14 protein-coding genes are annotated in these 11,700 nt (G+C 53.6%); 7 read left to right on the top strand and 7 right to left on the bottom strand.

The window, feature by feature from the left end; translation table 11 throughout:
- Positions 1–36: 36 nt before the first annotated feature.
- The gene (locus tag KGP22_RS20020) at positions 37–309 is read left to right on the top strand and encodes a barstar family protein (RefSeq protein ID WP_008502839.1); all 273 of its coding nucleotides are present in this window, start codon (positions 37–39) and stop codon (positions 307–309) included.
- Positions 310–370: 61 nt separating this feature from the next.
- On the opposite strand, the gene yhcN (KGP22_RS20015) is transcribed toward KGP22_RS20020, so the two are convergent.
- From yhcN (KGP22_RS20015) to argR, 3 genes are all read right to left on the bottom strand, one after another.
- Positions 371–637 (bottom strand): peroxide/acid stress response protein YhcN, encoded by a 267-nt coding sequence (yhcN, locus tag KGP22_RS20015; protein ID WP_111964988.1) that lies wholly within the window; start codon positions 635–637, stop codon positions 371–373.
- 110 nt (positions 638–747) lie between these two features.
- Entirely contained in the window at positions 748–1,011 is a 264-nt protein-coding gene (gene yhcN / locus KGP22_RS20010) for a peroxide/acid stress response protein YhcN (RefSeq protein ID WP_023309389.1), read from the bottom strand.
- A gap of 375 nt (positions 1,012–1,386) precedes the next feature.
- On the bottom strand, positions 1,387–1,857 hold the full coding sequence (gene argR, locus KGP22_RS20005) for a transcriptional regulator ArgR (protein WP_023309388.1): 471 nt from the start codon (positions 1,855–1,857) through the stop codon (positions 1,387–1,389).
- Between the two features lie 397 nt (positions 1,858–2,254).
- Here argR and mdh point away from each other — a divergent pair, with 397 nt between their 5' ends.
- Entirely contained in the window at positions 2,255–3,193 is a 939-nt protein-coding gene (gene mdh, locus KGP22_RS20000) for a malate dehydrogenase (protein ID WP_008502835.1), read from the top strand.
- 55 nt (positions 3,194–3,248) lie between these two features.
- Here the strand turns inward: mdh and degS are convergent, their stop codons facing one another.
- The 3 genes from degS to zapG all read right to left on the bottom strand — a co-directional run bounded on the left by degS (position 3,249) and on the right by zapG (position 6,345).
- Positions 3,249–4,316: an outer membrane-stress sensor serine endopeptidase DegS gene (gene degS, locus KGP22_RS19995; protein WP_111964987.1), complete on the bottom strand. Its 1,068-nt coding sequence runs from the start codon at positions 4,314–4,316 to the stop codon at positions 3,249–3,251.
- 91 nt (positions 4,317–4,407) lie between these two features.
- The gene (gene degQ / locus KGP22_RS19990; protein ID WP_111964986.1) at positions 4,408–5,775 is read right to left on the bottom strand and encodes a serine endoprotease DegQ; all 1,368 of its coding nucleotides are present in this window, start codon (positions 5,773–5,775) and stop codon (positions 4,408–4,410) included.
- Between the two features lie 171 nt (positions 5,776–5,946).
- The gene (gene zapG, locus KGP22_RS19985; RefSeq protein WP_008502832.1) at positions 5,947–6,345 is read right to left on the bottom strand and encodes a Z-ring associated protein ZapG; all 399 of its coding nucleotides are present in this window, start codon (positions 6,343–6,345) and stop codon (positions 5,947–5,949) included.
- Between the two features lie 189 nt (positions 6,346–6,534).
- Between zapG and zapE the strand changes: the two genes are divergently transcribed.
- From zapE to sspB, 5 genes are all read left to right on the top strand, one after another.
- The gene (gene zapE / locus KGP22_RS19980; RefSeq protein WP_223580594.1) at positions 6,535–7,659 is read left to right on the top strand and encodes a cell division protein ZapE; all 1,125 of its coding nucleotides are present in this window, start codon (positions 6,535–6,537) and stop codon (positions 7,657–7,659) included.
- Positions 7,660–7,961: 302 nt separating this feature from the next.
- Positions 7,962–8,390: a 50S ribosomal protein L13 gene (gene rplM, locus KGP22_RS19975; RefSeq protein WP_003860434.1), complete on the top strand. Its 429-nt coding sequence runs from the start codon at positions 7,962–7,964 to the stop codon at positions 8,388–8,390.
- Between the two features lie 15 nt (positions 8,391–8,405).
- Positions 8,406–8,798: a 30S ribosomal protein S9 gene (rpsI, locus tag KGP22_RS19970; RefSeq protein ID WP_003860436.1), complete on the top strand. Its 393-nt coding sequence runs from the start codon at positions 8,406–8,408 to the stop codon at positions 8,796–8,798.
- A 308-nt stretch (positions 8,799–9,106) separates the two neighbouring features.
- Complete coding sequence (sspA, locus tag KGP22_RS19965; RefSeq protein ID WP_014885418.1) at positions 9,107–9,745, top strand: stringent starvation protein SspA; 639 nt, start codon at positions 9,107–9,109, stop codon at positions 9,743–9,745.
- A 5-nt stretch (positions 9,746–9,750) separates the two neighbouring features.
- On the top strand, positions 9,751–10,248 hold the full coding sequence (sspB, locus tag KGP22_RS19960; RefSeq protein ID WP_115876392.1) for a ClpXP protease specificity-enhancing factor: 498 nt from the start codon (positions 9,751–9,753) through the stop codon (positions 10,246–10,248).
- 28 nt (positions 10,249–10,276) lie between these two features.
- Here the strand turns inward: sspB and gltD are convergent, their stop codons facing one another.
- Entirely contained in the window at positions 10,277–11,695 is a 1,419-nt protein-coding gene (gltD, locus tag KGP22_RS19955; RefSeq protein ID WP_023309377.1) for a glutamate synthase subunit GltD, read from the bottom strand.
- Positions 11,696–11,700: the final 5 nt, after the last annotated feature.

Here is an 11,700-nt window from a genome sequence, read left to right as displayed (position 1 = left end):
CGGCAGCTGCCGCTCGCCTGGACTGGGTGGCTGGCAATGAAAACCTATACGTTTGATTTTGACGAGATCGACAGTCAGGAAGACTTCTACCGGGAATTTATCCGGGTGTTTGATCTTGAAAGGGAAAGCGTGACGAATCTGGATACGCTTTGGGACGTGGTCACCGGCAGTCTGTTGCCGCTACCGCTGGAGATTGAGTTTATCCATTTGCCCGATAAGCTGCGAAGACGTTTTGGCGCGCTGATATTGCTGTTCGATGAAGCGGAAGAAGAGCTTGAAGGGCAGTTGCGCTTTAACGCGCGGCATTGAATGAAAAAAGCCCCTGACCATGAGGCCAGGGGCAAGTCGTATGATGAGATACGACGAGGGTTTATTTATACAGTTCTGCAGTTGCGTGCCAGTGGTCACCCTGATTCAGTTCGGTGACGCGATAGCTGCTGGCACCTGCTTTTTCAGCTTTGGCGGCCAGTTCGTGACGGATATCCATCGGTGAGCCAGTGACAGACGTCACGGAGACGCTGCCCATACTCTGTAGATTTTGTGCCTGGTCGGCATTCACCTGCTGTACGGCTGCACTTGCGCCGAAAGAGAGAACGGATGCCAGACCAAGGGTTGCGATGATCAATTTGGTTTTCATAGTCTATACTCCTGAATAGGGTTTTTACTCAACGGCGAGAAGGGTTGAACTGCTATTTTTATGCCTGGTGCCGTTGAGTGGAGATTTACGTTTTCAGCTATTACTAAAACTTATTTGTACAGCTCAGCGGTGGCGTGCCAGTGGTCACCAGAACGCGCTTCGATGATGCGATAGGATGATGCACCCTGTTCTTCCGCTTTTTTGTTCAGCATCTCATGCATGTCCATTGGCGATGTGCCGACCGCGCCGACAGAAACCGTACCGATGGCCTGGCGGGATTGCGCCTGGTCAGCATTAATAGAGTCAGCCGCGAAAGCACCAAATGACAGGACAGACAGGACGCTCAGAGCCGCTACAGTTGATTTGATTTTCATGATTCTTACCTCGTCGAATTTTTTAGTGGGGTCTTGTTTCGTGACCCTCATCACAAAATCAAGTATACACTAATAACGGTAAAAATTAATACCAGACTAATGGTTTCTATTGTTATTACGTGTTAACCAGTACTTTTTTTATAACCAAATTGCATAATATTGGGTGTTTTTTGCACGTTTTTGTTGGTGATAGCTAATGAAATCATATGGATATCAACTTTTGATTTTTTGTGCGATTCTTTGATTTAGCATTCACCATGTGAATGTTAATGGGTGTTAAAAAGCACTATTTGTCAAAGTGAAGGGCAGTAGAAAAGAGGGGAGAACGCAGCGGAAGCAGAACGATCCCCGCAGCGGCGCTACGGGGAGAGGGGATTAGAGTTCCTGTTCGAACAGAACCAGAATCGCTTCGTGGAGATCTTTCACGGAAAAACCGCTAGCCGGTGTGGTAAAGATGGTGTCATCGCCGGCGATAGTCCCGAGGATACCCTCCGTTTTACCCAGCGAGTCCAGCATGCGGGCAATCAGCTGTGCGGCGCCGGGGCTTGTGTGGATCACCACTACGGCGTCGTTATGATCGATATCCAGAACCAGATTTTTGAGCGGGCTGGAGGTGGTCGGCACGCCAAGTTCTGCTGGCAGGCAATAGACCATCTCCATCTTGGCGTTACGGGTACGCACTGCGCCAAATTTCGTTAACATGCGGGAGACTTTCGACTGATTGATGTTATCGAAGCCTTGTTCCTGCAGCGCCTGAACAATTTCTCCCTGAGAACTGAATTTCTCTTCTTTAAGTAGCGCTTTAAACGCCTTTACTAATTCTTCTTGCTTAGACGAGCTTCGCATAAGTCACCCGGAATATGACGATAGAAACAACATTATTATGCATGTGGATGAATTTTTATGCAAATTATCTACTCAGCGCCAGGCTGAAATAATGTTATGAAAGGGAGTGATTTTATCAGATTTCGTTATCAGAAAACATGCCTGGGTCACGCCGCGCAAATAAGCTTAAAAGTAAATTAAATGTTATCAAAATGATGTTGTTTTGGTGGCGGGGCAGGGTGTATTGTAACCACCTCTTAATGCGTTGCTCTCTGTCGTCAGATAGTTTTCTGGTGAGAGATAAAGTCGCGTGACCTCAAATTCTTTAGCTACGAAAATTGTAATTATTTACTTGCTGAATTATGGTCGCCGCAACGGATTTACAGATACTTAAGTTAACCATAATAAGGAGTTTAGGATGAAAGTCGCAGTCCTCGGCGCTGCTGGTGGTATCGGCCAGGCGCTTGCCCTACTACTGAAAACCCAACTGCCTTCAGGCTCAGAACTCTCCCTGTACGATATTGCTCCGGTAACCCCAGGCGTGGCGGTTGACCTGAGCCACATCCCAACTGCTGTAAAAATCAAAGGCTTCTCCGGTGAAGATGCACGTCCTGCACTGCAGGGTGCCGACGTGGTGCTGATTTCTGCAGGCGTAGCGCGTAAGCCGGGCATGGATCGTTCAGACCTGTTCAATGTCAACGCGGGCATCGTGAAAAACCTGGTGCAGCAGATTGCTGAAGTGTGCCCGAAAGCGTGCATCGGTATCATCACTAACCCGGTGAACACCACCGTTGCTATCGCGGCAGAAGTGCTGAAGAAAGCAGGTGTTTACGACAAAAACAAACTGTTCGGCGTAACCACGCTGGATATCATCCGTTCCAACACCTTTGTTGCTGAGCTGAAAGGCAAACAGCCAACAGAAGTGGAAGTTCCGGTCATCGGCGGTCACTCTGGCGTCACCATCCTGCCTCTGCTGTCGCAGATCCCTGGCGTGAGCTTCACCGAGCAGGAAGTGGCTGACCTGACTAAACGCATCCAGAACGCGGGCACCGAAGTGGTGGAAGCGAAGGCGGGTGGCGGTTCTGCAACCCTGTCTATGGGCCAGGCGGCTGCACGTTTCGGTCTGTCACTGGTTCGCGCTCTGCAGGGCGAGAAAGGCGTTGTTGAATGCGCTTACGTTGAAGGCGATGGCGAACACGCTCGCTTCTTCTCTCAGCCGCTGCTGCTGGGTAAAAACGGTATCGAAGAGCGTAAATCCATTGGTACCCTGAGCGCGTTTGAACAACACGCGATGGAAGGCATGCTGGATACGCTGAAGAAAGATATCACCCTGGGCGAAGAGTTCGTTAACAAGTAATACGAACCGTCTCCCGGCAAAAAACGGAGCTTATCGCTCCGTTTTTTTATGCCTGTCAGTTTGTTGCCGGGTATTCCTGAATCGTTACGTGCAGCGTCAGTTTCTTATCGTTGCGCATGACCTCAACAGGGATGATAGAACCCGGGCGAATTTCCGCCACCTGATCCATCGTCTCCAGCGCAGAGACCGCCGGCGTGCCGTTGACCGACACAATCACATCGTTTACCTGAATTCCCGCGTTGGCAGCCGGACCCCCTGGCGCCACCTCGTTAACCACGATGCCCTGGATCTGATCGATTCCGCCGCCCTGGGTATGCATCGGCGCAATTTCGCGCCCGCCGATACCGATATAGCCGCGGATCACGCGTCCGTCGCGGATCAATTTATCCATAATTTTGGTCGCCAGCTGGAACGGAATGGCAAAGCCGATCCCTTCCGGCGTCTCACCGTCGTTGCTCTTGTCGAACGAGAGGGTGTTGATGCCCATCAGTTCGCCCAGCGAGTTGACCAGCGCACCGCCGGAGTTACCGTGGTTGATGGAGGCATCGGTTTGCAGGAAATTCTGCCGTCCGGATGGGTTGAGGCCGATACGACCGGTCGCGCTGATAATCCCCTGGGTGATGGTCTGGCCCAGGTTGTAAGGGTTACCAATCGCCAGGACGACATCACCAATATGCGGGGTACGTTTACGGTTGATCGGGATGACCGGCAAACCGCCCGTGGCGTTAATCTTCAGGACGGCCAGATCGGTCAGGCTGTCAGACCCAACGAGTAATGCCTCAAACACGCGGCCATCCTGCAGGGCGACGATGATCTGGTCGGCGTCATTTATCACGTGCTTGTTAGTAATAATGTAGCCGCGCTCGTCCATGATCACGCCGGAGCCGAGGGTGCGGATCTCCAGCTGGTTGTGGGCTGAGCTATTCAGGCCACGGTTATAGACGTTAACTACGGCGGGGGCGGCTCGGCGGACGGCCTGGTTATAGGTGGCCGGCGTTTCATCCGTGCTATCAAACTGGGGAGCAGACAGTTTATTGAACTGACGTAAAGACGGCAGCGCCAGCAGCAGCAGGCCAGCGACAATCAAACCGATGACAATAGAACGTAAGAGCTTTGAAAGCATGATGCGCGTTTCGTTAAAAAAGGAACGATTTGCAGCATAACATGAGTTATCCGGACATCACATGCAGCGGTGATGTCCGGATCGCAAATGCTTAGCGCAACAGAATATAGATAGACTCATTGCCGCGCATGACCTGCAGGGCAACAACCGCCGGTTTGCTTTCCAGCACCTTGCGCAGTTCGGCAATAGACTGCACGCGATTGCGGTTTACACCGATGATCACGTCATCCTGATGCAATCCGGCCTGCGCGGCAGGGCTGCTCTTCTCGACGGTGTCGATGCTAATGCCTTTCGTACCGTCTTTCAGCTGCCCGTCGCTCAACGTAGCCCCTTGCAGCGCCGGGGCAATAAGCTCCGCGCTGGCCGAGGAAGAGGTGCTCTTATCCAGCGTCACTTCAACGTCAAACGGCTTACCGTCACGTATCAGGCCCAGCTTCACTTTGGCGCCAGGTTCGGTTGTGGCAATCCGCGAACGCAGTTCTGCAAAGCTGTTCAGCGGTTTGTCGTTCAGGCTGACGATCACATCCCCCGATTTCACGCCCGCTTTTGCGGAACCGGAGTTTGGCAGCACTTCACTGACAAACGCCCCGCGCTGTACATTGATGTTGAACGCTTTTGCGATATCAGCGCTCATCTCCATACCTTTAATGCCCAGCAGCCCGCGTTTGATTTCACCGAACTGGATCAGCTGCTGCGCCAGGGTTTTGGCCATATTGCTGGGGATAGCAAAACCGATCCCGATGCTGCCGCCGCCCGGTGCCAGAATCGCCGTGTTAATCCCAATCAGCTCGCCGTTAAGGTTGAGCAATGCCCCGCCGGAGTTTCCACGGTTGATTGAGGCATCGGTCTGGATAAAGTTTTCCAACCCCTCCAGATTCAGGCCGCTACGCCCCAGCGCGGAGACGATCCCGGAGGTGGCGGTTTGCCCTAAGCCAAAGGGGTTGCCCACGGCGACGGCAAAGTCGCCGACGCGCAGTTTGTCAGAATCCGCGATGGCAATCTGGGTCAGATTGCTCGGGTTTTGCACCTGCAGCAGCGCGATGTCGCTCTGGTCATCGCCGCCAATCAGTTTGGCATCAAATTCGCGGCCATCGTTTAGCTGGACGCTTATTTTATCGGCCTGGCTGATGACATGGTTGTTAGTCAGAATATAGCCTTTAGCTGCATCAATAATGACGCCAGAGCCCAGGCCTTCAAAAGGCTGCGCCTGCTGGTCGGGAGACTCATCGCCAAAATATTTTTTCAGTTCTTCAGGGACGCGTTGGCTTTGTACCGCCGTGCCTTCAACCTGAACGCTGACGACCGCAGGCAACACTTTTTCCAGCATGGGCGCGAGGCTGGGAATGGCCGCCTGGCCAGGCACCTGGGAGGGGAGAGCAGCGAATACAGGGACGGACGCCGAGAGAGATAACCCGACACTTAACGCGATAGCGCTCAACAGCTGGTTTTTTTTCTTCATCGATGTTGACTCTCGTAACCTGGAATAAAGGAAAAACGGCCCCAAAAACACGTTGATGTTATTGAATTTTAAACCGCTGAACAATGAGGTGTTTAACTAAATGATAGCTGGGGTCATGAAGAAAGGACGGGCGCAATCGCTGCGCCCGTAAAATAAATTCAGGTTGTGCGATTAATCGCGTTTTACACCGCCGCGCAGCAGGCCGGACGCGCCATCGGAGTAGTCGCGAGGCATCTGAACGGGCGCCTGATCGTTACCGGCCTCAGAGTCAGCCAGACGGTTGCGGAATGGGTTAGTTTCAGCGGTCATTTCCGGCAGCAGGCTGCTGGAGCTTTTTGCCATATGTTGATACAGCTGACGATAGTCGGTCGCCATGTTGTCCAGCAGCTCGGCGCTGCGGGCAAAATGGCTGACCAGCTCTTCACGATACTCTTCCAGCTCGGCTTTGTTCTTTTCCAGTTCGTACTGCAGTGACTGCTGCTGACGCAATTTGCGATTACCGAAACGCATGGCCACAGCACCGATGACGATGCCGACGACTAAACCGATTAGCGCATATTCCCAGGTCATGAACTTCTCCCGTTGTCTTGTTGTTCCGTAGGGTGTTGGCTCGGCTCCTGCCTGTGCCTGATAATGCCACTATAACCGCTATTTCTGCAGAAGTGGAATCCTGACGTATCATCGCGTAGTGTAGAACGGCCTTTTTTTCATCAGTCACGTCTGCTGGTGAGCGTTAATTGAAGGAATAATAATAAGATTATGCAAAACCTGTCCCCTGCATCGCGATATCAACTGGCCCTTAGCGAGGGCACTCATCAGCCTGATGACGTTCAACGTGAGGCGGTAAACCGTCTGGAGATGATTTACCAGGAGCTCACGGCAAAACCCGCTGAAACCGAACAGAATGGCGGGCTAAAGGCGGCGTTTGGGCGGTTGCTCGGTAAAAAAGCGCCACAGGCTCACGCGCCGGCGCGCGGTTTATACATGTGGGGCGGGGTCGGTCGCGGAAAAACCTGGCTGATGGACATGTTCTACCAGAGCCTGCCAGGTACACGTAAACAGCGTCTGCACTTCCATCGTTTTATGCTGCGGGTGCATGAAGAGCTGACTGCGCTGCAGGGTAAAAGCGATCCGCTGGAGATTGTGGCCGACCGGTTCAAGGCGGAAACGGACGTACTCTGCTTCGATGAGTTTTTTGTGTCTGACATCACCGATGCCATGCTGTTAGGCGGCCTGATGAAGGCGTTATTTGCCCGCGGAATTACGCTGGTGGCCACCTCGAATATCCCGCCGGACGATCTGTACCGCAACGGCCTGCAGCGGGCACGCTTCCTGCCCGCCATTGACGCTATCAAACAGCATTGTGACATTATGAACGTCGATGCCGGTGTCGATTATCGTCTGCGCACGCTGACCCAGGCGCACCTGTGGCTTTCGCCGCTAAATGCCGATACCACCCGCGAGATGGATAAACTTTGGCTGGCGCTGGCGGGAGCAAAACGCGAGCACGCCCCGGAGCTCGAGATTAACCATCGCCCGCTCCTCACCCTTGGCGTCGAAAACCAAACGCTGGCGGTCTCCTTTAGGACGCTTTGCGTGGATGCCCGCAGCCAGCACGACTACATTGCGCTTTCACGTCTGTTCCACACCGTGATGGTGCTGGATGTGCCGGTGATGACGCGGCTGATGGAGAGCGAAGCACGACGCTTCATTGCGCTGGTGGACGAGTTTTATGAGCGCCACGTCAAGCTGGTGGTCAGCGCCGAGGTACCTTTATATGAGATTTACCAGGGAGAGCGGCTGAAGTTTGAGTTCCAGCGCTGCCTGTCTCGCCTGCAGGAGATGCAGAGTGAGGAATACCTGAAGCTGGAGCATATGCCGTAATAAATACCATCCTCTCCCTGAGAAGGGAGCCTTGTAGGCCGGGTAAGGCGCAGCCGCCACCCGGCATTTTCCGTGGCCCCGAAAAACCCATTCCAAATCACATTTAAGGGTCGATCTTTGACCTCAACTTCTCTATAATCTTGCGACCCCACGTTACGAGAAGGTTTTTTTCCCGAAACTTTCTATGTGTCGGCATGTGCTATTCGAAGGGGTAGGTTTGCCGGACTTTGTCGTGTGAACCTCAACTGACTAAACGTTTGGGTGTTCACCAACGTGTAACTTATTATTTGGGTAAGCTTTTAATGAAAACTTTTACAGCTAAACCAGAAACCGTACAGCGCGACTGGTATGTTGTTGACGCGACCGGTAAAACTCTGGGCCGTCTGGCTACTGAACTGGCTCGTCGCCTGCGCGGTAAGCATAAAGCGGAATACACTCCGCACGTTGATACCGGTGATTACATCATCGTTCTGAACGCTGATAAAGTTGCTGTAACCGGCAACAAGCGTACTGACAAAATGTACTACCACCACACCGGCCACATCGGTGGTATCAAAGAAGCGACCTTTGAAGAGATGATTGCCCGCCGTCCTGAGCGTGTGATTGAAATCGCGGTTAAAGGCATGCTGCCAAAAGGCCCGCTGGGTCGTGCTATGTTCCGTAAACTGAAAGTTTACGCAGGCAACGAGCACAATCACGCGGCACAGCAACCGCAAGTTCTTGACATCTAATCGGGATTATAGGCAATGGCTGAAAATCAATACTACGGCACTGGTCGCCGCAAAAGTTCCGCAGCTCGCGTTTTCATCAAACCGGGCAGTGGTAAAATCGTAATCAACCAGCGTTCTCTGGAACAATACTTCGGTCGCGAAACTGCCCGCATGGTAGTTCGCCAGCCGCTGGAACTGGTTGACATGGTAGAAAAACTGGATCTGTACATCACCGTTAAAGGTGGTGGTATCTCCGGTCAGGCAGGTGCGATCCGTCACGGTATCACCCGCGCTCTGATGGAGTACGACGAATCCCTGCGTTCTGAACTGCGTAAAGCTGGCTTCGTTACTCGTGACGCGCGTCAGGTTGAACGTAAGAAAGTGGGTCTGCGTAAAGCACGTCGTCGTCCACAGTTCTCCAAACGTTAATCCATTCTGCTTACGCAGAACGATTGGCGAAAAACCCGCTTCGGCGGGTTTTTTTATGGATAATGCGCAGGTTATCCACAATATCCATGCATATATCTTCTCTTTTTCCACATTTCCAGAATCCCCTCACCACAAAGCCATCAAAATCTGGTAAACTATCATCCAATTTTCTGCCCAAATATCGGTGAATACTCGATTTTTGTTCGATTCTTGAACAATGTGTTTTCTCTGGGATGGGCGATACAACATCTGGCTGGCCCCTGTTGGGCTGGTAGCAGTAAAAATTCTGAATATACCTGGAGGTTTTCATGGCTGTCGCTGCCAACAAACGTTCGGTAATGACGCTGTTTTCTGGTCCTACTGACATTTATAGCCATCAGGTTCGTATCGTGCTGGCCGAGAAGGGTGTCAGTTTTGAGATCGAGCATGTGGAAAAGGATAACCCGCCTCAGGATCTGATCGATCTCAACCCGAGCCAAAGCGTACCGACGCTGGTGGATCGCGAGCTGACCCTGTGGGAATCCCGTATCATTATGGAATATCTGGATGAGCGTTTCCCGCATCCGCCGCTGATGCCTGTTTACCCTGTCGCGCGTGGTGAAAGCCGCCTGTACATGCAGCGTATCGAAAAAGACTGGTACTCGCTGATGAACGTGATTACCAGCGGTTCCGCTTCTGAAGCTGACGCTGCGCGTAAGCAACTGCGTGAAGAGCTGCTGGCAATCGCCCCGGTGTTTGGTCAGAAACCGTTCTTCCTGAGCGATGAGTTCAGCCTGGTGGATTGCTACCTGGCACCGCTGTTGTGGCGTCTGCCGACCCTGGGCGTAGAGTTCAGCGGTCCTGGCGCGAAAGAGCTGAAGGGCTACATGACTCGCGTCTTTGAGCGCGACTCTTTCCTGGCATCCTTAACTGAACCGGAACGTGAAATGCGTCTCGGCCGAGGCTAATGACTGTGGAAATGTCACAACTTACCCCACGCCGTCCTTATCTGCTGCGCGCCTTCTATGAATGGCTGCTGGATAACCAGCTCACGCCGCACTTGGTTGTGGATGTGACGTTGCCGGGCGTGCTGGTTCCAATGGAATACGCACGTGACGGGCAGATCGTACTGAACATCGCCCCGCGCGCGGTGGGTAACCTGGAGCTGGCGAACGATGAAGTGCGCTTCAACGCGCGTTTTGGCGGCGTGCCGCGTCAGGTTTCCGTTCCGCTGGCCGCTGTGCTGGCCATCTACGCCCGTGAAAACGGTGCGGGAACTATGTTCGAGCCGGAAGCGGCGTATGATGAAGAGGTTGCCAGCCTGAATGATGAGAATGCATCTGATGAGCGCGAAAGCGACACGGTGATGTCACTTATCGATGGCGATAAACCCGATCATCACGATGACAATGACCCTGATGACGATCCGCCTCCGCGCGGTGGTCGTCCGGCTCTTCGCGTCGTGAAATAAAAAACAGGCCCAATCGGGCCTGTTTTTTTTACACTTCCAGGTAATTCAGGATCCCGTCAGCCGCCTTGCGGCCTTCGGCAATCGCCGTCACCACCAGGTCTGAACCGCGAACGATATCGCCACCGGCGAAGATTTTCGGGTTGCTGGTCTGGAACGCATTATCGCTGCCTTCTGGCGCGATTACGCGGCCCTGCGAATCCAGCTCAACGCTGTGCTTCGCCAGCCACTCCATGCTGTGAGGGCGGAAACCGAACGCCATCACCACGGCATCGGCCGGGATCACGTGTTCAGAACCGGCAACGATCTCGGCGCGACGACGGCCTTTCGCATCCGGTGCGCCCATCTCGGTACGCGCCATCTTCACGCCGCTCACTTTACCGTTGGCGTTCACTTCAATACCCAGAGGCTGGATGTTGAACTGGAACTCCACGCCCTCTTCACGCGCGTTTTTCACTTCGCGCTTAGAGCCCGGCATGTTCTCTTCGTCACGACGATAGGCGCAGATCACGTGTGCCGCATTCTGACGAATGGAGGTACGCACGCAGTCCATCGCGGTATCACCGCCGCCCAGCACCACCACGCGTTTGCCTTCCATGCTGACGAACGGCTCATCGGCGGTTTCGCCGTAGCCCATGATCTGCTTGGTATTGGCAATCAGGAACGGCAGGGCATCATAAACGCCCGGCGCGTCTTCGTTCTCCAGACCACCGCGCATGGACTGATAGGTGCCCACGCCGAGGAACACGGCGTCGTAATCCTTCAGCAGGTCGTCGAGCTGCACGTCGCGGCCTACTTCCACGTTCAGCTTGAACTCAATGCCCATGCCGGTGAAAATTTCACGGCGACGGGTCATGACCTCTTTTTCCAGCTTGAAGGCCGGGATACCGAAGGTCAGCAGACCGCCGATTTCCGGATGACGGTCAAAGACCACCGCCTTCACGCCGTTGCGGGTCAGCACGTCCGCACAGGCCAGGCCCGCTGGGCCCGCGCCGATGATCGCCACGCGCTTGTCGGTTTGCTTCACGCCGGTCATGTCCGGACGCCAGCCCATCTCGAACGCTTTATCGTTGATATAGCGCTCGATGTTGCCGATGGTCACCGCACCGAACTCGTCGTTCAGCGTACAGGAGCCTTCGCACAGACGGTCCTGAGGACATACGCGGCCGCACACTTCCGGCAGGGTGTTGGTCTGGTGAGACAGCTCGGCGGCTTCAAAAATACGCCCTTCATTGGCCAGCTTCAGCCAGTTCGGGATGTAGTTGTGTACCGGACATTTCCATTCGCAGTAAGGGTTACCGCAGGACAGGCAGCGGTCCGCCTGTGCTTTGGCCTGGCCTTCTGAAAACGGCTCGTAGATTTCAACAAATTCAATTTTGCGGATCTTCAGCGGTTTCTTTGGGGGATCAACACGCTGCAGGTCGATAAACTGGTATACGTTCTGGCTCATCTGAA

This window comes from Enterobacter sp. JBIWA005 (assembly GCF_019968805.1).
In the GTDB taxonomy this organism is placed as follows: Bacteria; Pseudomonadota; Gammaproteobacteria; order Enterobacterales; family Enterobacteriaceae; genus Enterobacter; species Enterobacter vonholyi.
Note: the sequence above shows the minus strand (reverse complement) of the source record. Positions and strands in the feature narration are given on the sequence as shown.